This window comes from Arthrobacter sp. SAFR-179 (assembly GCF_059414945.1).
This window is the reverse complement of sequence record NZ_JBPFDM010000001.1, coordinates 385,475-405,793: the sequence shown is the minus strand read 5'-3', so window position 1 is coordinate 405,793 and position 20,319 is coordinate 385,475. Positions and strand designations below refer to the sequence as shown.

At 63.6% G+C, this 20,319-nt stretch carries 27 protein-coding genes; 6 read left to right on the top strand and 21 right to left on the bottom strand.

Going from position 1 to position 20,319, the window contains the following annotated elements; genetic code table 11:
• Window position 1: 1 nt before the first annotated feature.
• Both ACR65K_RS02095 and ACR65K_RS02090 read left to right on the top strand, forming a co-directional pair.
• The gene (locus ACR65K_RS02095; protein ID WP_440151159.1) at window positions 2-886 is read left to right on the top strand and encodes a type II secretion system F family protein; all 885 of its coding nucleotides are present in this window, start codon (window positions 2-4) and stop codon (window positions 884-886) included.
• Window positions 887-979: 93 nt separating this feature from the next.
• Window positions 980-1,462, top strand: coding sequence for an Hpt domain-containing protein (locus ACR65K_RS02090; RefSeq protein ID WP_440151158.1), 483 nt, complete (start codon window positions 980-982; stop codon window positions 1,460-1,462).
• 3 nt (window positions 1,463-1,465) lie between these two features.
• Here ACR65K_RS02090 and ACR65K_RS02085 read toward each other — a convergent pair whose 3' ends face one another.
• The gene (locus ACR65K_RS02085) at window positions 1,466-2,245 is read right to left on the bottom strand and encodes a response regulator transcription factor (RefSeq protein ID WP_440151157.1); all 780 of its coding nucleotides are present in this window, start codon (window positions 2,243-2,245) and stop codon (window positions 1,466-1,468) included.
• A 252-nt stretch (window positions 2,246-2,497) separates the two neighbouring features.
• On the opposite strand from ACR65K_RS02085, the gene ACR65K_RS02080 reads away from it, so the two are divergent.
• Window positions 2,498-4,165, top strand: coding sequence for an ATP-binding protein (locus ACR65K_RS02080; RefSeq protein ID WP_440151156.1), 1,668 nt, complete (start codon window positions 2,498-2,500; stop codon window positions 4,163-4,165).
• A 119-nt stretch (window positions 4,166-4,284) separates the two neighbouring features.
• Here the strand turns inward: ACR65K_RS02080 and ACR65K_RS02075 are convergent, their stop codons facing one another.
• From ACR65K_RS02075 to ACR65K_RS02040, 8 genes are all read right to left on the bottom strand, one after another.
• Entirely contained in the window at window positions 4,285-5,178 is an 894-nt protein-coding gene (locus ACR65K_RS02075; protein ID WP_056334301.1) for a tRNA pseudouridine synthase A, read from the bottom strand.
• Window positions 5,179-5,210: 32 nt separating this feature from the next.
• Window positions 5,211-5,795, bottom strand: a complete 585-nt coding sequence (rplQ, locus tag ACR65K_RS02070; protein ID WP_056334298.1) for a 50S ribosomal protein L17 — start codon at window positions 5,793-5,795, stop codon at window positions 5,211-5,213.
• A gap of 68 nt (window positions 5,796-5,863) precedes the next feature.
• Window positions 5,864-6,874 carry a DNA-directed RNA polymerase subunit alpha gene (locus ACR65K_RS02065; RefSeq protein ID WP_013601812.1) on the bottom strand — a complete coding sequence of 337 codons (1,011 nt, stop codon included), beginning with the start codon at window positions 6,872-6,874 and terminating at the stop codon, window positions 5,864-5,866.
• Window positions 6,875-7,004: 130 nt separating this feature from the next.
• The gene (rpsK, locus tag ACR65K_RS02060; RefSeq protein WP_018760435.1) at window positions 7,005-7,406 is read right to left on the bottom strand and encodes a 30S ribosomal protein S11; all 402 of its coding nucleotides are present in this window, start codon (window positions 7,404-7,406) and stop codon (window positions 7,005-7,007) included.
• 54 nt (window positions 7,407-7,460) lie between these two features.
• Window positions 7,461-7,835: a 30S ribosomal protein S13 gene (rpsM, locus tag ACR65K_RS02055; protein WP_003803743.1), complete on the bottom strand. Its 375-nt coding sequence runs from the start codon at window positions 7,833-7,835 to the stop codon at window positions 7,461-7,463.
• Window positions 7,836-8,011: 176 nt separating this feature from the next.
• On the bottom strand, window positions 8,012-8,125 hold the full coding sequence (gene rpmJ / locus ACR65K_RS02050) for a 50S ribosomal protein L36 (RefSeq protein WP_009358722.1): 114 nt from the start codon (window positions 8,123-8,125) through the stop codon (window positions 8,012-8,014).
• A 71-nt stretch (window positions 8,126-8,196) separates the two neighbouring features.
• Window positions 8,197-8,418 carry a translation initiation factor IF-1 gene (gene infA, locus ACR65K_RS02045; RefSeq protein ID WP_009358723.1) on the bottom strand — a complete coding sequence of 74 codons (222 nt, stop codon included), beginning with the start codon at window positions 8,416-8,418 and terminating at the stop codon, window positions 8,197-8,199.
• Window positions 8,419-8,589: 171 nt separating this feature from the next.
• Window positions 8,590-9,519 (bottom strand): P1 family peptidase, encoded by a 930-nt coding sequence (locus tag ACR65K_RS02040; protein WP_440151155.1) that lies wholly within the window; start codon window positions 9,517-9,519, stop codon window positions 8,590-8,592.
• Window positions 9,520-9,734: 215 nt separating this feature from the next.
• Here ACR65K_RS02040 and ACR65K_RS02035 point away from each other — a divergent pair, with 215 nt between their 5' ends.
• Genes ACR65K_RS02035 through ACR65K_RS02025 form a run of 3 tightly spaced genes read left to right on the top strand, consistent with a single transcriptional unit; the run spans window position 9,735 to window position 13,018 of the window.
• Window positions 9,735-10,694, top strand: a complete 960-nt coding sequence (locus ACR65K_RS02035; RefSeq protein WP_307088786.1) for a carbohydrate ABC transporter permease — start codon at window positions 9,735-9,737, stop codon at window positions 10,692-10,694.
• A complete protein-coding gene (locus ACR65K_RS02030; RefSeq protein WP_056334289.1) occupies window positions 10,691-11,608 on the top strand; it encodes a carbohydrate ABC transporter permease in 918 nt (305 codons plus the stop codon). The genes ACR65K_RS02035 and ACR65K_RS02030 overlap by 4 nt, the downstream gene beginning before the upstream one ends.
• A 60-nt stretch (window positions 11,609-11,668) precedes the next feature.
• Window positions 11,669-13,018, top strand: coding sequence for an ABC transporter substrate-binding protein (locus tag ACR65K_RS02025; protein WP_440151154.1), 1,350 nt, complete (start codon window positions 11,669-11,671; stop codon window positions 13,016-13,018).
• An 87-nt stretch (window positions 13,019-13,105) separates the two neighbouring features.
• Here ACR65K_RS02025 and map read toward each other — a convergent pair whose 3' ends face one another.
• The 12 genes from map to rplN all read right to left on the bottom strand — a co-directional run bounded on the left by map (window position 13,106) and on the right by rplN (window position 20,246).
• Window positions 13,106-13,933: a type I methionyl aminopeptidase gene (gene map, locus ACR65K_RS02020; protein WP_440151153.1), complete on the bottom strand. Its 828-nt coding sequence runs from the start codon at window positions 13,931-13,933 to the stop codon at window positions 13,106-13,108.
• A gap of 71 nt (window positions 13,934-14,004) precedes the next feature.
• Entirely contained in the window at window positions 14,005-14,574 is a 570-nt protein-coding gene (locus ACR65K_RS02015) for an adenylate kinase (RefSeq protein ID WP_200830555.1), read from the bottom strand.
• A gap of 5 nt (window positions 14,575-14,579) precedes the next feature.
• Entirely contained in the window at window positions 14,580-15,890 is a 1,311-nt protein-coding gene (secY, locus tag ACR65K_RS02010) for a preprotein translocase subunit SecY (RefSeq protein ID WP_056334276.1), read from the bottom strand.
• 210 nt (window positions 15,891-16,100) lie between these two features.
• Window positions 16,101-16,586: a 50S ribosomal protein L15 gene (gene rplO, locus ACR65K_RS02005; protein ID WP_440151152.1), complete on the bottom strand. Its 486-nt coding sequence runs from the start codon at window positions 16,584-16,586 to the stop codon at window positions 16,101-16,103.
• Complete coding sequence (gene rpmD / locus ACR65K_RS02000) at window positions 16,587-16,793, bottom strand: 50S ribosomal protein L30 (protein WP_009358731.1); 207 nt, start codon at window positions 16,791-16,793, stop codon at window positions 16,587-16,589.
• Between the two features lie 2 nt (window positions 16,794-16,795).
• Window positions 16,796-17,512: a 30S ribosomal protein S5 gene (rpsE, locus tag ACR65K_RS01995; protein WP_142032007.1), complete on the bottom strand. Its 717-nt coding sequence runs from the start codon at window positions 17,510-17,512 to the stop codon at window positions 16,796-16,798.
• Window positions 17,509-17,892 carry a 50S ribosomal protein L18 gene (gene rplR / locus ACR65K_RS01990; RefSeq protein ID WP_056334267.1) on the bottom strand — a complete coding sequence of 128 codons (384 nt, stop codon included), beginning with the start codon at window positions 17,890-17,892 and terminating at the stop codon, window positions 17,509-17,511. The genes rpsE and rplR overlap by 4 nt, the downstream gene beginning before the upstream one ends.
• A 2-nt stretch (window positions 17,893-17,894) precedes the next feature.
• Window positions 17,895-18,431: a 50S ribosomal protein L6 gene (gene rplF, locus ACR65K_RS01985; RefSeq protein ID WP_056334264.1), complete on the bottom strand. Its 537-nt coding sequence runs from the start codon at window positions 18,429-18,431 to the stop codon at window positions 17,895-17,897.
• An 18-nt stretch (window positions 18,432-18,449) separates the two neighbouring features.
• Window positions 18,450-18,848, bottom strand: coding sequence for a 30S ribosomal protein S8 (gene rpsH / locus ACR65K_RS01980; protein ID WP_018769139.1), 399 nt, complete (start codon window positions 18,846-18,848; stop codon window positions 18,450-18,452).
• Window positions 18,849-18,930: 82 nt separating this feature from the next.
• Window positions 18,931-19,512 (bottom strand): 50S ribosomal protein L5, encoded by a 582-nt coding sequence (gene rplE, locus ACR65K_RS01975; protein ID WP_110541323.1) that lies wholly within the window; start codon window positions 19,510-19,512, stop codon window positions 18,931-18,933.
• Window positions 19,512-19,874: a 50S ribosomal protein L24 gene (rplX, locus tag ACR65K_RS01970; protein WP_015937845.1), complete on the bottom strand. Its 363-nt coding sequence runs from the start codon at window positions 19,872-19,874 to the stop codon at window positions 19,512-19,514. Before rplX ends, rplE begins: the two co-directional genes overlap by 1 nt.
• 3 nt (window positions 19,875-19,877) lie before the next feature.
• Window positions 19,878-20,246 carry a 50S ribosomal protein L14 gene (gene rplN / locus ACR65K_RS01965; protein ID WP_003803789.1) on the bottom strand — a complete coding sequence of 123 codons (369 nt, stop codon included), beginning with the start codon at window positions 20,244-20,246 and terminating at the stop codon, window positions 19,878-19,880.
• Between the last annotated feature and the right edge of the window lie 73 nt (window positions 20,247-20,319).

Genomic DNA, 20,319 nt, shown 5'->3' with positions numbered 1-20,319 from the left:
CATGAACCTGATCGTCTTCCTCTCCGTCCTCCTGGTCTGCATTCCCGTGGCCGCCCTGGCATGGTCCATGCTGACAGTGGACAAGCAGGGGCGCATCGCCGCCGCTGAACTGCTGGGCCGGGGAGCTCCGGCGGCCCTCGTTGCCCCTGCCGGGAAACCGGGCATCCTCGAAACCGTGGGGCGCCGGCTGACACCGCCTGGCTACGTCGCCTTCCTGGACCGGCTCCTGGCCCTCGCCGGCCGCCCTGCGTCCATGCCGATGGGCAAGGTGCTGGGCTCCAAACTGGGCCTTGGGACGGCTGGCCTGGCAGCGGGACTCTGGCTCGTCAGCATCGGCGCGAGCCCCCTCATGAAGCTCGCCGGCCTGTTCCTCATTGTCCTGGGCTACTTCATCCCGGACCTCCTCCTGTACAGCAAGGGCCAGGAGCGGCAGAAGGCCATGCAGCTGGAACTGGCCAACACCCTGGACCAGATGCTCATCTCAGTGGAAGCCGGACTCGGCTTTGAAGGCGCCATGGCCCGGGCCGGCGAGAACGGCAAAGGCCCCCTGGCCGAGGAACTGGTCCGCACCCTGCAGGACATGCAGGTAGGACGCAGCCGCCGCGAGTCCTACATCGCCCTCGCCGAAAGGACCAACATCCCGGAACTGCGCAGCTTCGTGCAGGCCGTGGTGCAGGCCGATACCTACGGAATCGCCATCAGCCGGGTCCTCCGGGTCCAGGCAAAGGTCATGCGCGTCAAACGGCGGCAGCGGGCCGAGGAAAAGGCCATGAAGCTGCCCGTCATGATCCTTTTCCCGCTGTTGTTCTTTATCTTCCCGGTCCTCTTTATCGCCATCCTGGGGCCGGCCGTGATCAATGCAGTGGTGACCTTCAGCGGCCAGTAAGGATACTCAGTGCGGCGGCAAGGTTGCCTCAAGGTTTACACAGAATGATAAGAAAACGGACGCCGAAGGAATTCCAGGAAGTAGCCTTGAACAATGAACAGTCCCGATCCCGGTTCCAGCGGAAAGAGCCCCGCTGCGGACTACCCGCTGTCCGGGGTCGGTTTGCCCGCCGCTCCCCTTCCCGCCGCCGACGCGGCCCCATTGCTGGAAGAGGCCGCTCGCTTGCCGTTGGTTGATGCCGCCGTGCTGGAGGAACTCGAAGATGAGCTGGCCGGATCCGGGCTGGCGCAGCGGTTCGCCCGTGACTACGCCGCCATGTGGGACCTGCGGCTGGCCCGGCTGGGAACAGCAGTGGAGAGCCGGGACGAGGACCTTGCCCTGGATGCCGTCATCAGCCTCAAGATCAGCTCCGCCATGGTCGGCGGGCTGCGGCTGGCCAGGCTCGCGGAACTTCTTGAAGGCCTGATCCGGCAAGGTGACTTTGCCCAGGGCCAGGCGTTGATGGCCGGTGTGGCCCTGGACGGGGCACGGACTGTGTCCGAACTGCAGGCAACCTACATCCTGGAAAACGGCTAGCCGTTACGCATCGTCCGGCCGGCGCGGCGCCAGCCGGTACCCCACCCCACGGACCGTCTGCAGCCAGCGCGGGGACAGTTGGTCCTCTTTGAGCTTGCGCCGCAGGTTCCCTACGTGGACCTCCACGGCGCGCTCATCCGCCTCGCTGATGTACGTGTCCCGGTCGTAGAAATCGCCCCGTACTGCCCGCACCAGGTCAGCCCTGGTGCACACGGCACCGCCGCCCTTCAGAAGGACATGGAGCAGATCGAATTCGCTGCGGGTCAGGCCCAGCGGCTCGCCCTTGATCTCCACCGTGCGCGTCCGGTGGTTCAGCAGCAGCCCGTTGTGCTGCAGGACCCCGGGCTCGGGCTGTATGGGAGCAGGAGCCGCGGCCTGCCCCCACTGTGACGTATTCCGCCCAGTGGCCTCGTGGCGGGGCCTGCGCATCATTGCTGCCACCCTGGCCCTGAGTTCCCTGGGCCTGAAGGGTTTGGCGATGTAGTCATCCGCCCCTGCGTTCAGGGCGGACAGCAGGTCCGGTTCGTCGGTCCGGCCCGTCAGCATCACCACGTAGGCGTTGCTGAAGTTGCGGATCCGCCGCAGGACCTCGAACCCGTCAATGTCCGGCAGGCCGATATCCAGCGTCACAACGTTGGCCTGCCTACTGCGGACCACCTCAACCCCGGCCCGCCCATCAACAGCTGTATGCACTTCGAAGCCCGCCTGGGTCAAAACACCTTCAAGGAGGTTGCGTACGTCGTCGTCATCCTCGATGACCACAGCTACACCAAGATCGTCCATTGCTATCCCTGCGCCAGGCGGAAATGGCCCCCCATTGGCCCAGCGCCAATGCCAATCCCGCTCCAACCATTTATACGCTACTAGTAAGCCGGGCTGATGACACCCGAGTCGGCGCTGAAAATTGAAAAGTCAATTATTATGACAAGACATGTGCAATATCCAAAGGAAAGGGTGGATACCAAGGTAACCGGGGGGAATTGCTGCACCTTGGCGCACCCGCTTTCCGGACGTAAAGGGGTACGAGTCAAAAACATGGCTGAGCCGTTGTTCCACCGGGGCCCCGGCCGCATCTTCCGGCGGCTTGGCACCCGCGCCCAGGTGGCGTTGTGCCAACTCCCCCTTACGCTCATTGTTGCGGCTATTGCCGTGGCAACCCCCTTCGCCTGGCCCACGCTGGTGCACAGCCCCTTGTACATGGCCGGCATCGTCCTTCACGCAGTCCTGTTCCTGGGCTGCTTCCTGGTGCCCTGGGAACGGCTGGCACACCCCCCCTACCTCCTGATCCCCGTGCTGGACTTCGCGGCCATCGGGTTCCTGCGCAACGGCGCCGCACCGCTCCTGCCGGGACTGGCGGTGCTGGTGGTCTTCCCGGTCATCTGGCTCTCCGCCTCCGGCATGCTGGCGCGCAGCAGCCTGGTACTCAGTTTCGTGGGACCTTTCCTGATCATGGTCCCCTCCGTGGTGGCCCACTTCCCCGACGTCACGGCGTCCGACATCACCAGCGCTGTTCTTTTCCCCGTCATGATGCTCGCGGTGTCCCTGGCCATCCGGTTCGCGAGCGTGAGTCTCCGGCAGCAGCAGGCCGAGCTCGCGGACAAGGACCGTGAACTCCGGGACCTGCTGGCCGCAAGCCGGGAACGGGAGAAGCTGCTGGAGACGGTACTGGACGCCACCGACGTCGGAATTGCCGCCGTCGACCGCTCCGGCCACTTCCTGGTCTCCAACAGCCGCCAGCGCAACTTCCGCCGTGCCACCGGGGCGGATGACGCGGTTCCCGGCCAGGGGCACCAGCTCATCTTCGGACAGGACCGCCGCACCCTGCTCCCCCATGACCGGCGCCCCATTAACAGGGCCATGGCGGGCGAGTCCTTCGCGGACTATCTAGTGTGGGCCGGCGAGGGCCCGGACCAGCGCGCCGTCTCCACCGCCGCCCGCCCGCTGGTCAATGAACAAGGCCAGCTGACCGGGGCTGTGGTGGTCTACAGCGACGTCACCGGCTGGGTGGAATCATTGGCAGCGAACCAGGAACTGGTCTCCAATGTCTCGCACGAATTCAAGAACCCGCTGAACTCAATCCTGGGCAACGTAGACCTGGTGCTGGACGACGCCGGCAACCTTCCCAAGCCCGTGGCCCAGCGCCTGCTCGTGGTGCAGCGCAACGCGGAAAGGCTGCTGGACCTGGTGGCCGACCTGACCGCCTCGGCCTCCACCACCCTGAACGTCCACCCCAAGCGAACCGACCTTGCCAGCCTGGTGGAGACCAGCGTGGGTTCGGCCCAGGCCTTGGCGCAACGGTCCCACGTGGAGATCGCCGCCGAGGTCCCCTCACCGCTGTGGGCCTACGCTGATCCGCTCCGGATCGGGCAGGTGCTGGACAACCTGGTCTCCAATGCCATCAAGTACTCCCCCGACGGCGGCAGGGTCAGCATCAGTGCGGACGCGGACCGCCAGTGGGTCCGGCTGAGCGTCACGGACACCGGGATGGGCATGACCGGCGAGGACGCGGCGAGGGCCTTCAACCGCTTCTTCCGCGCCGAGTCCGCCCAAAAGGCCGCCATCCCCGGCGCCGGCCTGGGCCTTTCAATCACCCGGATGATCGTGGAGCGTCACGGGGGCACCATCGCCTGCCAGAGCGGCGAGGGCCAGGGCAGCACCTTCACGGTCACGCTGCCGGCCGAGGGCCCGCCGCCCGCGTTCTAGTAGACCGATTGCTCCGTACCTGCCGTTTTGAGCCTTGAAAACGGCAGTTGGGCCACGTCGGCGAGGGCCCCGGCCCGAGCTTGCGAGGGCTGGGGCCGGTGGGGAGCACTCGGTGGGGGTCAGTGTTCGCGGAGGGCGCGGGTCTGTTCGGCGCGGGCCAGGAGCTCGCTGTCCGAGGGGTAAGCCACTTCCTCCAGCACCAACGGGTGGGGGGCGGCCAGGACCGACTTGGCGTCGCGTTTTTGCAGCAGCAGCCGCTCATACAGCCAGCCCGGCTCCTCAACGCCTTCACCCACGTACAGCGCGGAGCCGATGAGCGCCCGCACCATGTTGTGGCAGAACGCATCAGCCTGGACCGTGGCCACTATGACGCCGTCCTCGCCGCGCCGGAACTCGAACCGCTGGAGTTCCCTGATGGTGGTGGCGCCTTCCCGCGGCTTGCAGAAGGACAGGAAATTCTGCAGGCCCAGCAGCTTGGACGCCCCCTCGTTCAGGAGCGCCACGTCGAGCGGGTTCTTGTGCCACAACGTGAAGTACCGCTCCAGCGGGTCCCACAGGGCCGGCCCGTCCGCAATGCGGTAGCTGTAGCGGCGCCAGAGGGCGGAGAAGCGGGCGTCAAAGCCCACGGGCGCCGGCGAGATCCGGTGCACCTCCACCGCACCGGTCAGGTCGCCCAGGACACGGCTGAGCGCACCGCGGAGCCTGCGCATCATGGCGACGGCGGGATCCAGTTCGTGGCCGCGCGGCAGTCCCTGCCACTCGTCTTCGGTGAGGTCCAGGTGGACCACTTGGCCGCGGGCGTGCACCCCGGCATCGGTTCGCCCGGCGACAGTCACGCGGATGGGCCGCCGGACCAGGAGGTGCAGGGCTTCCTCCAGGACGCCCTGGACGGTGCGCAGCCCCGGCTGCAGCGCCCACCCGCTGAACGGGCCGCCGTCGTAGGAAAGATCAATCCGGATACGCAAAAACCCGCCGCCCCCTGGAACGGGGGCCGCGGGTTTCTGGTGGTTCACAGACCTAAGTCTATGCGAAGAGAATCAGCGAATTACTTCGCGTCCTTCTCTTCGGCAGCCGGAGCTTCTGCAGCTTCCTCAGCGGCGGGAGCCTCTTCGGTTGCAGCTTCTTCAGCGGCGGGAGCCTCTTCGGCCGGAGCCTCGGCAGCTTCAGTCTCGGGAGCTTCTTCAGCAACGGGAGCAGCAGCGGCTTCCTTCTTGTCCGCATCGCGCTTGGCAGCAGAGGTAGCTTCGGCTACGACGGCCTGCTTGGCGGAAACGGGCTCGAGGACCAGCTCGATGACAGCCATGGGAGCGTTGTCGCCCTTGCGGTTGCCGATCTTGGTGATGCGGGTGTAGCCGCCGTCGCGGTTCTCCACAGCCTGGGCGATGTCGGTGAACAGCTCGTGGACGATGCCCTTGTTGCTGATCAGGCCGAGAACGCGGCGGCGGGAGGCGAGGTCGCCACGCTTGGCGAAGGTGACCAGGCGCTCTGCGTACGGCTTCAGGCGCTTGGCCTTGGTGACCGTGGTGGTGATCCGCTTGTGCTCGAACAGGGATGCTGCCAGGTTCGCGAGCATGAGGCGCTCGTGAGCCGGGCCGCCGCCGAGGCGCGGACCCTTAGTGGGGGTAGGCATAATTGTTTCTCCTCATGTGGAAGCCGTGGGCGGCACACCATGGTGCTGCCCGCCGGCCAAGGTCTGGTTTAGAGTTCGTCGTCGCCGAAGGCGGCGTCGTCCTCTTCGATTGCTGCGGCGCGTGCTGCGAGGTCAAAACCGGGAGGCGAGTCCTTGAGGGACAGGCCCAGTTCAACCAGCTTTGCCTTGACCTCGTCAATGGACTTTGCACCGAAGTTGCGGATGTCCATCAGGTCAGCCTCGGAGCGGGCAACGAGTTCACCCACGGTGTGGATGCCCTCACGCTTGAGGCAGTTGTAGGAACGGACGGTGAGGTCCAGATCCTCGATCGGCAGTGCCATATCGGCTGCCAGGGCAGCGTCGGTGGGCGACGGGCCGATCTCGATACCTTCAGCTGCGGTGTTCAGCTCACGGGCCAGACCGAACAGTTCCACCAGGGTGGTGCCTGCGGAAGCAACAGCATCGCGCGGGGCGATGGCCTGCTTGGTCTCGACGTCGACAATCAGCTTGTCGAAGTCGGTGCGCTGCTCAACACGGGTTGCTTCCACGCGGAAAGTAACCTTCAGCACCGGCGAGTAGATGGAGTCGACCGGGATACGGCCGATCTCTGCATCGCCGGACTTGTTCTGAGCTGCCGAAACGTAGCCGCGGCCGCGCTCGATGGTCAGTTCGAGTTCGAACTTGCCCTTCGAGTTCAGCGTGGCGATGTGCAGATCCGGGTTGTGGAATTCGACGCCGGCCGGCGGAGCGATGTCCGCGGCGGTGACGACTCCGGGGCCCTGCTTGCGCAGGTAAGCCACGACAGGCTCGTCGTGCTCGGAGGAAACCGACAGGCTCTTGATGTTAAGGATGATCTCGGTGACATCTTCCTTGACACCCGGAACCGTGGTGAACTCGTGCAGCACACCATCGATCCGGATGCTGGTTACGGCAGCACCGGGGATGGAGGAGAGCAGGGTACGGCGGAGGGAGTTTCCGAGGGTGTAGCCGAAGCCCGGTTCCAGCGGTTCGATGATGAAACGCGAACGGTTTTCGGAGACTACCTCTTCGGAGAGGGTGGGGCGCTGTGCAATGAGCACTTAGGTTTCCTTTCGGCGAGCATCCGCTATATGACGCAACACAGGTGGTGGAAATTCGGTCTGAAGACTTAACGCGCTGGGCTTGCCCGGACCATCACTGGTCCGGGCAAGCTCCTGCTGCGGAAAAGAATTAGACGCGGCGGCGCTTCGGCGGGCGGCAGCCGTTGTGCGCTGCGGGGGTGACGTCCTGGATGGAGCCAACCTCGAGGCCTGCAGCCTGCAGCGAACGGATGGCGGTTTCGCGTCCGGAACCCGGTCCCTTGACGAAAACGTCTACCTTGCGCATGCCGTGCTCCTGCGCACGCTTGGCAGCGGCTTCGGCAGCCATCTGCGCAGCGAACGGGGTGGACTTGCGCGAGCCCTTGAAGCCAACCTCACCGGAGGAAGCCCAGGAAATAACAGCGCCGGACGGATCCGTGATGGAAACGATGGTGTTGTTAAAGGTGCTCTTGATGTGCGCCTGGCCAAGCGCGATATTCTTCTTGTCCTTCTTACGCGGCTTGCGAACCGCGCCACGAGTCTTCGGGGGCATTTTTTCTCCTACAGAAAGTTATTGGGGAAAGTCCGTAAATCCCGGGCGGGGATTTTAACGGGCCTTCTTCTTGCCGGCGACGGTACGCTTCGGGCCCTTGCGGGTACGTGCGTTGGTCTTCGTACGCTGACCGCGTACGGGCAGGCCCTTGCGGTGGCGCAGGCCTTCGTAGCTGCCGATTTCAACCTTGCGGCGGATATCTGCTGCTACTTCGCGGCGAAGGTCACCCTCAACCTTGTAGTTGCCTTCAATGTAGTCACGCAGCTCAACCAGCTGGGCGTCAGTCAGGTCCTTGACGCGAACGTCAGCGCTGATGCCCGTGGCAGCCAGGGTTTCGTGTGCACGGGTCTTGCCCACGCCGTAGATGTAAGTAAGCGCAATTTCCAGCCGCTTTTCGCGGGGAATGTCTACGCCAGCGAGACGAGCCATAGTGGCAGTACTCCTTGATAAACCGGAGGTCGTAGGCAGTACACCCGCACGTTCCGTGCGGCCCCAGCCTCCGACCGGGGGTTAGCTGCCCGGGCTCCATACGTCCCAAGTCAGCTTGTGCTGCCTTTATTTACTTGCGTGGGTTAGCAACCCAGGATTTCCTTCAGGGAAGGAAATTAGCCCTGGCGCTGCTTGTGGCGCGGGTTCTCGCAGATCACCATGACCCGGCCATTACGGCGGATCACTTTGCACTTTTCGCAGATCTGCTTGACGCTCGGCTTGACCTTCATGGCGTTCCTTTGCGTGTAGCAGTGTGGTCAACTGGAGCGGCGGTCAGCGTGCGCTGAAGCCGCCCAGCAATTTACTTGTAGCGGTAGACGATACGACCACGGGTGAGGTCGTACGGGCTCAGCTCCACCACTACGCGGTCCTCGGGGAGGATCCGGATGTAGTGCTGACGCATCTTTCCAGAGATGTGTGCCAGAACGATGTGCTTGTTGGTGAGCTCAACGCGAAACATCGCGTTAGGCAGCGCCTCGGTCACAACGCCTTCGATCTCAATGACCCCGTCCTTCTTGGCCATACCCTCCGCTAACTGTTGTTGCCGCAGCCCCGCCGGATTGCACCGGGCATGACCACGAACGTTTTTGTTGGATCGATTGCCGGCTCCAGGCCCAAAAGGGCGTGGCAGTCCAGACAACCAACAAACAACACTACCCTCTTGGCCGGTAAAAGTTAAATCGGCCATAGTAGCCTACGCGGTGCGGTACGCACCATATTCACCCGCTGCCGTGCTGATGCCCTCAGCACTGGCCACCCCGTCCAGGATGGCTGAACGGACGACGTCGGCTGCCGCACTCTGCAGCGTAATCAGGCTGAGCTGCCGGGCAGCTTCATCGCTGCGGTCGAGTGCGAGGGCGCCGGTTGCCAGGCAAAAAACAGTGTCGCCATCGGCAAGGGTGTGGGAGGGGTTCAGCGCGCGGGCGATCCCGGCATGGGAAGCCGAGGCAGTCCGCTTGCACTCGGCAACATCAAGAACAGCATTGGTGGCGACGACGACAAGGGTGGTGTTGAGCGGCGGTCCAGCTGCTGACTCCCTGAGCAGAGAGTGCTCTACTGTCGGCAGCCCCAGGGCGTTGACGATGGCAAGGGCACCGACGACCACCCCGTTCTCGAGCGTGATCGAAGCCGTGCCGACGCCGCCCTTATAGGTCCTGCCAAGGAGTGCACCGGTTCCGGCGCCGACGTTGCCGCGCCCGACGTCGTGCCCTTCCTCTTGTGCCGCCGCGGCGGCCGTTGCCGCGTAGCCCATCTCCGGCGTCGGACGTGCTGTGAAGTCCCCTCCCCTGCCCAGGTCGAAGATGGCCGCGGCGGGAACGATGGGCACGACGCCGCCGGGAACGGCGAAACCCCTGCCGTTGTCCTCGCACCAGCGCTGGGCGCCGGAAGCAGACGCCAGCCCGTAGGCGCTGCCGCCGGTGAGCACCACGGCGTCCACGGTGCTGACCAAGGTGGTGGGGTCAAGCGCATCCGTTTCGTGGGTGGCCGGTCCGCCGCCCTGGACTTCCACCGAACCCACCGTGCCCGGGGGCGGCAGGACCACGGTGACGCCGGTCAGCCAGCCTCCGCTGTCCCTTTGGACGTGGCCTACCCGGATGCCCGGAACGTCGGTGATGCTTCCCATCCCCCTATTCTCCCCTCCGCGGGCGTGCCCCTGCCGCATTGGGAAACTTTGTGCGAGACTGCATTCAACACAGCGTTAACGGGCGACGAAGCCTTGGATAACAGTCCCCTGACAAGGGCATATGCGGGTTTCAGCCCTCTGACGGTCTGGTGTAGTAGTGCCTAGATCAAGCCAGGGCCGGCCACAAGCAGGCTCCCAACCCGGGAGAGACACGCATGACCCGTCAACTCGCCCCGCATCCAGCCGCCAAACCCAAGAGGCCTCCGGGCCGCTCGGCGAAAGTCCCAAAGCGGCGGTGGACCGCGCGGACCCGCCGGGACTTCTTCGTTTTCCTCGCCATGGCGCTGCCCAACCTGGTGCTGATCGCCGTCTTCACCTACCGTCCGCTGTTCAGCAATATGTACTACTCCACGCTGGACTGGACCCTGGGCTCCCCCACCGCAACGGTGGTTGGCCTCGCTAACTACGTCACGTTCTTCAGCAGCAATGACGCACCGAAAGTCCTGGGGACCACCGCCGTGTTCACGCTGGTTACGGTGGGTGGTTCCATGGTTTTGGGCCTGCTGGTGGCGCTTGCCCTGAACGCGAAGATCCGTGGCACCACGTTCGCCCGGTCGGCCGTCTTTGCCCCGTATGTCCTCTCCGGCGTCGGTGTGGGCCTGGTGTGGCTGTTCATCTTCGACCCCGGCTACGGCGTCCTGGCCTGGCTGTTGCGCGGCATCGGGCAGCAGAGCCCGCAGTGGATCAATGATCCCCAGCTCTCGCTGGTCATGGTGATCCTGGTGTACGTCTGGAAGAACCTGGGCTACTGCGCGGTGGTGTATCTCGCCGGACTCCAGTCCCTTCCGCAGGATGTCATGGAGGCCGCGTCCCTTGACGGCGCCAACGGATTCCGCCGGTTCACCAGCATCTCGCTGCCGCTGCTGTCCCCCACCACGTTCTTCCTCCTGATCACCACCATGCTCAGTTCACTGCAGGCCTTCGACCTCATCCGGATCATGACACCCCTGGGCACCGGCACCAGCACCCTGATCTACGAGGCCTACCTGCAGGCCTTCGGCGCCTACAACAGGGCAGGCTACTCGGCAGCCATTTCCGTGGTCCTGTTCGCCATCCTCCTGGTGATCACCGTGCTTCAGTTGCGGTTCGTGGAACGAAAGGTGCATTACTCGTGACCTCCCTGTCCCCGGTCAGTCCCGACCCCACAGCTCCCGCCGTCGCACCTGAGCCAGGTCTTCACCGCGACCGCCCCTTCTCGCGCCGCAACCTGATCCGGACCGTGGTGGGCGGCTACCTGCCGTTGCTCGTGGCCACCCTGGTGGTGTTCCTGCCCCTGCTCTGGATGGTCCTGAGCTCCTTCAAGCAGTCCGGCGAGATCGTCACCACGGACCTGAAGATCCTTCCCGAGAGCCTGAACCTGGAGAACTACCGGACCGCCATGACCACGGTGCCGTTTGGGCAGTTCTTCCTGAACAGCACCATCGTCACGCTGGCCGGGGCCACCATCAAGGTGCTGCTGGCCATCCTGACGGCCTACGCTTTGGTGTTTGTCCGTTTCCCGTTCCGGAACTTCATCTTCCTGCTGATCCTCGTGGCCCTCATGGTGCCGCCGCAGGTGTCCATCCTGCCCAACTTCATCCTGATCGCGGGCATCGGTGGAAAGAACACCCTGTGGGGCATCATCCTTCCCGGCCTTGGCACCGCGTTCGGAACGTTCCTGCTGCGCCAGCACTTCCGCACCCTCCCCGCCTCCATCCTGGAATCGGCGGAGATGGACGGTGCCGGCCACTGGCGCCGTTTGTGGCAGATCGTGGTTCCCGTTTCGGTCCCGTCCATCGCCACGGTGGCGCTGGTGACCATCGTGACCGAATGGAATGACTACATCTGGCCGCTCATCATCACGGACCGGCCGGAAACCATGACCCTGCCCGTCGGGCTCACCCTGCTGCAGAACAACGAAAGCAACGCTGCCGGCTGGGGTGTCCTCATGGCGGGGGCAGTCCTGGTCATCGTCCCCATCCTGATCATCTTCGCGGCCCTGCAGCGCTACATCGTTGCGGGCCTCACCCAGGGCAGCGTGACCGGCTAAGCTGCCGGCCGCCGTCGTACTTTCCAACCCTTACAAAGGCACCAACCGAAAGGAACTGTCATGACACTGCACCTGGACCGGAGGCATTTCCTGGGCCTGGCAGGGGTATCCGCCTCTGCCGCTGCCCTTGCCGCATGCGGCGGACCTTCCACAACCGGCGGCGGCCAGGCTACCTCCCAGGCGGCCGAGATCGACTTCAAGGACGTGAAGCCGGCGGCCAAGATCGACTTCTGGTCCAGCCACCCTGGCCAGTCGCAGGACGTGGAAAAGAGCCTGATCGAGAAATTCCACGCCAAGAACCCGGACATCACGGTCAACCTGGTGACCGCCGGGGCCAACTACGAGGAAATCGCGCAGAAGTTCCAGACCGCCCAGGCGGCAAAGTCGGGCCTGCCGGGTGTGGTGGTCCTGTCCGACGTCTGGTGGTTCCGCTACTACACCAACGGCAGCATCATTCCCGTTGACGGCCTGATCAAGCAGCTGGACATGAGGATGGACGACTTCCAGCAGTCGCTGGTGAATGACTACAAGTACGACAACAAGCAGTGGGCGCTGCCGTACGGCCGGTCAACGCCGCTGTTCTACTACAACAAGGACCATTTCGCGGCGGCGGGCCTTCCGGACCGGGCACCGAAGACCTGGGACGAATTCAGCCAGTGGGCTCCCAAGCTGAAGGCCAGCTCGGGCGCGCAGTACGCCTACATCTATCCCGCCCTCGCCGGGTACGCGGGCTGGACGCTGCAGAACATGCTGTGGGGCTGGGGTGGCGGCTGGTCCAAGGAATGGGACATCACGTGCGACTCCACCGAATCCGTGGCCGCGCTGCAGTGGGCGCAGGATTCGATCTACAAGGACAAGTGGGCAGGCGTCTCGTCCAAGGAAGCCGCTGATGACTTCTCTGCCGGCCTGACCTCCACCACCATTTCCTCCACCGGTTCGCTGCTGGGCATCCTGAAGTCCGCCAAGTTCAATGTGGGCGTTGGTTTCCTGCCGGGTGGGCCCAAGGCGCAGTCAAACGTGTGCCCCACCGGCGGCGCGGGCCTGGGGATTCCCAGCGGCATCACCAAAGAGGAGCAGCTCGCGGCCGGAAAGTTCCTGGACTTCGTCACCCAGCCGGCCAGCACTGCAGAGTTCTCCGCAGCCACCGGCTACATGCCCACCCGCAAGTCGGCGGACATGGCGGCCGTCCTGGCCAAGACGCCGCAGATCAAGACCGCCATGGACCAGCTCTCAGTAACAAAGGTCCAGGACAACGCCCGGGTGTTCCTGCCCGGCGCCGATCAGGAAATGGCAAAGGCTGCCGCGAAGATCCTCACCCAGCAGGGCGACGTTAAGTCCACCATGACGGACCTGAAGAACACGCTGCAGAGCATCTACGACAAGGACGTGAAGCCGAAGCTGAAGTCCTGACTCCTGCCCCAACTGAGTAGCGCCAGGTGTCGTTTGGCGGATCAAAACGACACCTGGCGCTACCTGGTTGGGCTGCCGGGCCCCAAACTACGGAATCGGCACCGGGGTGACGCCGAGGGGCACCAGGTGCTCCGCGCCGCCGTCGGGCGCTGACAGCACCCAGATGCCCTTTTCGTGGACCGCAACGGAGTGCTCCCACTGGCAGGACCGCCTGCCGTCAGTGGTGACCACGGTCCAGTCGTCGTCCAGGACTGCGGTGTCAATGCTGCCCCGCACCAGCATGGGCTCAATGGCCAGGCACAGGCCCGGCTTGATCTTTGGACCGCGGTGGTTGGTGCGGTAGTTCAGGACATCCGGGGCCATGTGCATCTCGGAACCGATGCCGTGGCCCACGTAGTCCTCCAGGATGCCCAACGGCTTGCCCGGAACGGATGAGACGTAGTCGTCGATGGCGGCGCCAATGTCCCCCACATGAGTGCCGGTGGCCAGCGCCGCGATCCCCCGCCACATGGCTGCCCGGGTGACGTCGGAGAGCCGCTGGTCCTCGGGGTCCGCGGTTCCCACGATCACCGTGCGCGCGGAGTCCGAGTGCCAGCCGTTGACGATCGCGCCGCCGTCGATGGAGATGATGTCGCCGTCCTGCAGGGCGCGGCTGCCGGGGATGCCGTGCACCACTTCCTCGTTGACGGACGTGCAGATGGTGGCCGGGAAGCCGTGGTAGCCCAGGAAGTTGGACTTGGCGCCAGCCTCGTTGAGGACGGCGGCGAAGACGTCGTCCAGGTGCTTGGTGGTTACGCCCGGCACCGCGGCGGCAACGGCGGCATCAAGTGCACGGCTTAGGACCAGGCCGGCCTCGTGCATGGTGCGCATCTGGGCGTTGTTCTTGAATTCGATCCGGGGCTGGCCGAAGGCCATGGTGTTTCCTTTCAAATGGCTGAGGCTCCTCCCGGATGCCGGGAGGAGCCTCGATAAACCGGTCGCCTGGGTCAGGCTGCCTGTGCGGCCTTGATGGCCTGCATCACGCGGTTGGTAACTTCGTCGATGGGACCGATCCCGTCAACCTGGGTGAGGATGCCGCGCTCGGCGTACTTCGCCACCACGGCTTCGGTCTGCTCGTGGTAGAGGTCCAGGCGGTGGCGGATGACGGCTTCGTTGTCGTCGCTCCGGCCCGTTTCCTTGGCACGGCCGAGCAGCCGGTGGACCAGTTCCTCGTCATCGGCGGTCAGCTGCAGGACCACGTCGAGCTTCTCGTCGCCATCGGCGAGGATCTCGTCAAGGTAGTCCACCTGCGCGGTGGTGCGCGGGTAGCCGTCCAGCAGGAAGCCGTTTTCGACGTCGGACTCGCCCAGGCGGTCGCGGACCATCTTGTTGGTCACGCTGTCCGGAACGAAGTCCCCGTTGTCCATGTACTTCTTGGCCTCGAGGCCCAGCGGGGTTTCACCCTTCACGTTGGCACGGAAGATGTCGCCGGTAGAGATGGCCACAACGCCGAGGCGTTCTGAGATCCGCTCTGCCTGCGTTCCTTTTCCGGAACCGGGAGGTCCAATAATCAGCATTCTCGTCATCGCAAAAGCCCTTCGTAGTGACGTTGTTGTAGCTGCGCATCAATCTGCTTTACGGTCTCCAAACCAACGCCCACCATGATCAGGATCGAGGTGCCACCGAACGGGAAGTTCTGGTTCGCGTTGATCAGTACCAGTGCGACCAGCGGGATCAGTGCCACGAAGCCCAGGTAGAGGGCGCCGGGCAGGGTGATCCGTGAGAGCACGTACTGCAGGTAGTCAGCGGTCGGCCTGCCGGCGCGGATACCTGGAATGAAGCCGCCGTACTTCTTCATGTTGTCTGAGACTTCTTCAGGGTTGAAGGTAATCGCGACGTAGAAGTAGGTGAAGAACACGATCAGGACGAAGTAAACCGCCATATAGATCGGGTGGTCACCGCGGGTGAGGTTGTTGTTGATCCATTCAACCCACGGTTGCATTGGCTCGCCGTTCCGGGGCTGGTTGAACTGAGCGATCAGCCCGGGAAGGTAGAGCATGGAGGAAGCGAAGATCACCGGAATGACGCCGGCCATGTTCACTTTGATGGGAATGTAGGTGCTGGTGCCGCCCACGGTGCGCCGGCCGATCATCCGCTTGGCGTACTGGACGGGAACGCGCCGCTGCGACTGCTCCACGAAGACCACCAGTGCCACGGTGAGCAGGCCCACGGCCAGGACGATGAAGAACGTCCCGGGACCCTGCGAGGTCCAGATGGCACCCAGCGAGGTGGGGAACTGCGCGGCGATGGAGGTGAAGATGAGCAGCGACATGCCGTTGCCCACGCCCTTCTCCGTGACGAGCTCGCCCATCCACATGATCAGGCCCGTGCCGGCCGTCAGCGTGATGATGATCAGGATGGTGGTGATGATGCTGGTATCCGGGATGATCGGAAGCTGGCAGCCGGGAAGCAACTGCCCGGAGCGGGCCAGCGATACCAGGGTGGTGGCGTTGAGCAGGCCCAGCGCAATGGTGAGGTAGCGGGTGTACTGGGTCAGCTTGGACTGGCCCGACGCTCCCTCTTCGTAGAGCTGCTGGAACCGGGGAATGACCACCCGGAGCAGCTGCACGATGATGCTCGCCGTGATGTAGGGCATGATGCCCAGGGCGAAGATGGACACCTGGAGCAGCGCACCGCCGCTGAAGAGGTTAACGAGCTGGTACAGCCCGCCGGCGGTCTGACCGTTCTGCAAGCATTGCTGGACATTCTGGTAGTTCACACCTGGCGAGGGAATGAAAGCACCCAAGCGGAATATGGTGATGATTCCCAGCGTGAACAACAACTTGCGTCGCAGATCAGGCGTGCGAAAGGCCCGGCCAAATGCGCTAAGCAAGCGTCCTCCTGTGGTGTCAATAAGAGTGGGGTGGCGGAACTTGATAAATCCCGACAACCGAGTCTAACGGTTCAATGTGCCGTGCGAACAATCCGTGCCGGCGCCCATGCGCCGGAAGGCGGGAAAAATACGTCCGGCGGATATGGAGAACTCCCGGTATCCGGGGCCTTAGCCCATGGATACCGGGAGTTCAACAGCTGGCGCCGTCCCTTAGAGGGCGGTGGTGCTTCCGCCTGCTGCAGCAATCTTTTCAGCGGCACTGGCCGAGAATGCGTGGGCGGTGACGTCAACCTTGACGGTGATGTCGCCGGTGCCCAGCACCTTGACGGGCTGGTTCTTGCGAACGGCACCCTTTTCGACCAGGTTCTCCACGGTGACTGCGCCACCTTCCGGGAACAGCTCGCTGAGCTTGTCCAGGTTTACAACCTGGAACTCAACCCGGAACGGGTTCTTGAAGCCACGCAGCTTCGGCAGGCGCATGTGCAGCGGCAGCTGGCCGCCGGCAAAGCCAGCCTTCACCTGGTAGCGGGCAGCAGTACCCTTGGTACCGCGACCGGCGGTCTTACCCTTGGATGCCTCACCACGACCAACACGGGTCTTGGCGGTCTTGGCACCCGGAGCGGGACGCAGGTGGTGAACCTTCAGGGCGTTCTGCTTGTCAGCAGCCTGTGCCTTATCAGCAGTGTTCTCTGCCATTTACTTCGCCTCCTCTACCTTTACCAGGTGCGGAACCGTGTTGAGCATGCCAACGGTCACGGCATCGGCGGTGCGGACAACGGTGTGTCCGATCCGCTTCAGGCCGAGGGACCGCAGGGTGTCGCGCTGGTTCTGCTTGCCGCCAATGGCGGACTTGATCTGAGTGATCTCCAACTGGGCGTCGGAGGGGACCAGGTTCTTAGCCATGACTAAACACCTGCCTTCGGAGCCAGGAGAGCCTTCACCAGTGCAGCCGGAGCGATCTCGTCCAGCGGCAGGCCGCGGCGTGCTGCCACTGCTGCCGGCTCTTCGAGGCGCTTCAGTGCATCAACGGTCGCGTGAACGATGTTGATGGCGTTGGAGGAACCGAGCGACTTGGAGAGGATGTCGTGGATGCCCACGCACTCCAGTACTGCACGGACCGGACCGCCGGCGATAACACCGGTACCGGCGGAAGCCGGACGCAGCATTACGACGCCGGCAGCGGCTTCACCCTGAACGCGGTGCGGGATGGTGTTGCCAACGCGGGGAACGCGGAAGAAGGACTTCTTGGCCTCTTCAACGCCCTTGGCGATAGCAGCGGGAACTTCCTTGGCCTTGCCGTAGCCCACGCCGACCATGCCGTTACCGTCACCAACGACGACCAGTGCGGTGAAGCTGAAGCGACGACCACCCTTGACGACCTTGGAAACGCGGTTGATGGTGACAACGCGCTCTACGAACTGGTTCTTTTCGGCTTCACGGCCACCGTCGCGGCCGCCACGGCCACCGCGGTCGCCGCGGCCCTGGCCGCGGTCGCCACGCTCGCCGCGACGGGCGCCACCACGGCGGTCCTCGGCAGCGGGGGCAGTGGTCTCAGCAGCGGCGGCCTCGGGGGCCTTCTGATCTGCAGACACAGTGTCCTTTTCGTTGTTTGCTTCGGTCACAGTGACAGCCCACCTTCGCGTGCACCGTCGGCGACGGCGGCAATGCGGCCGTGGTACTTGTTGCCACCACGGTCGAACACGACAGCCTCGACGCCGGCAGCCTTGGCACGTTCGGCAACGAGCTCGCCAACGCGCTTGGCCTTGGCGGTCTTGTCACCGTCGAATGCACGAAGGTCGGCTTCCAGGGTGGATGCGCTTGCTACGGTCTGGCCAATGCTGTCATCGACAACCTGGACAAATACGTGGCGTGCGGAGCGGTTGACCACCAGGCGGGGGCGGACAGCCGTACCGGAAATGCGCTTGCGGATACGAAGCTGGCGGCGGCTGCGGGCAGCAGCCTTGCTCTTGTTCGTACGCTTCTTGTTAATGGAGATGGCCATGGTTACTTACCAGCCTTTCCGACCTTGCGGCGGATGACTTCGCCGGCGTAACGGATGCCCTTGCCCTTGTACGGGTCAGGCTTCCGCAGCTTACGAATGTTGGCAGCAACTTCGCCGACCTGCTGCTTATTGATACCTGAGACAGAGAGCTTGGTCGGTCCCTCTACTGCAAAGGTGATGCCGGCCGGAGCTGCAACGCTGACCGGGTGGCTGAAGCCGAGAGCGAACTCAAGGTCAGATCCCTTGGCCTGAACGCGGTAACCGGTACCAACGATTTCAAGCTTCTTCTCGTAGCCTGCGGTGACGCCCTGGATCATGTTGGCGATCAGGGTGCGGGTCAGGCCGTGGAGTGAACGGGAGGCGCGCTCGTCGTTCGGGCGGCTGACGGTCAGGGTGTTCTCGTCCAGGGCAACCTCGATCGGGCTGGCCACAGTGTGGCTCAGCTCGCCCTTGGAACCCTTGACGCTGACGACAGAGCCGTCAACCTTGACCTCAACGCCGGCAGGAACGGTGATGGGGAGACGTCCAATACGTGACATTATTCTCTTCCTTTCCCGTTACCAGACGTACGCGAGGACTTCGCCGCCCACGCCCTTCTTGCCGGCCTGCTTGTCAGTCAGGAGGCCGGAAGAGGTGGACAGGATTGCGATACCCAGGCCACCGAGCACGTGAGGCAGGTTGGTGGACTTCGCGTAAACGCGGAGACCCGGCTTGGAGATGCGGCGTACACCGGCGATGGAACGCTCGCGGTTCGGACCGAACTTGAGTTCGAGGGTCAGCTTCTTGCCAACCTCAGCGTCCTCTTCCTTCCAGCCGGCGATGAAACCTTCGGCCTTGAGGATGTCGGCAACGCGTGCCTTGAGCTTGCTGTAAGGCATAGACACGGAGTCGTGGTATGCCGAGTTTGCGTTACGCAGGCGCGTAAGCATATCTGCGACAGGATCTGTCATTGTCATGTGGGCTCATGCCCTTCCTCGTAACGGTTTCCGCCGTTCCGTCCTTGACGGAGCGGAGCGGCCGGACCTTTTACGTAGTTAATTAAGCTTCGGTTTTGAACGGGAAACCAAGCGCCTTGAGCAGCGCGCGGCCTTCGTCGTCGGTCTTGGCGGTGGTGACGACCGTGATGTCCATACCGCGGACGCGGTCGATCTTGTCCTGGTCGATTTCGTGGAACATAACCTGCTCGGTCAGACCGAAGGTGTAGTTGCCGTTGCCATCGAACTGCTTGCCGCTGAGGCCGCGGAAGTCGCGGATACGGGGCAGTGCCAGGGTGACCAGGCGGTCCACAAATTCCCACATACGGTCGCCACGCAGGGTTGCGTGTGCACCGATGGGCATGCCTTCGCGCAGCTTGAACTGTGCGATCGACTTGCGGGCCTTGGTAACCTGCGGCTTCTGACCGGTGATCTGGGTGAGGTCGCGGACGGCGCCGTCGATCAGCTTGGAGTCCTTGGCGGCATCTCCAACACCCATGTTCACAACAACCTTGACCAGACGGGGAACCTGGTTCACGTTGGCGTACTTGAACTCATCCTGGAGCTGGCCCTTGATGGTTTCGGCGTACTTGGTCTTCAGACGAGGAACGATCTTCGTTGCCGGAGTCTCGAGAGTCTCAGTCATTAGATGTCCTTCCCGGAGCTCTTGGACACGCGGATGCGAACGGTCTTCTTGACGCCGTTCTTCTCCACGGTGTCGAGGCGGAAGCCCACGCGGGTCGGCTTCTTGGTCGACGGGTCAACCAGGGCCACGTTGGAAATGTGGATCGGGGCCTCTACGACCTCGATGCCGCCGGTCTTGGTGCCGCGCTGCGACTGTCCAACACGGGTGTGCTTGGTGACGCGGTTGATACCCTCAACCAGCACTCGGTTGGTGTCGGTGAATACGCGCAGAACCTTGCCCTGCTTGCCGCGGTCGCCGCCGCGCTCAGCCTTGGCGCCAGTGATGACCTGAACCAGGTCACCCTTCTTGATCTTTGCAGCCATGGACTAGAGCACCTCCGGAGCCAGAGAAACGATCTTCATGAACTTCTTGTCACGCAGTTCACGACCAACCGGTCCGAAGATACGGGTACCGCGGGGGTCACCGTCGTTCTTCAGGATCACAGCTGCGTTCTCGTCAAACTTGATGTAGGAACCATCCGCACGGCGGCGTTCCTTCTTGGTACGGACGATGACGGCCTTAACCACATCGCCCTTCTTTACGTTGCCGCCCGGGATTGCATCCTTGACGGTGGCGACAATGACGTCACCAATGCCTGCGTAGCGACGGCCGGATCCACCGAGAACGCGAATGGTAAGGATTTCCTTAGCACCCGTGTTGTCGGCGACCTTCAGTCGCGACTCCTGCTGAATCACTATTTACTCCTTGCGTCGCGCCGGTTCTCAGGCCGTGGTCTTGCTACGGAATGAGCCTTGCGGAACGGTTGAT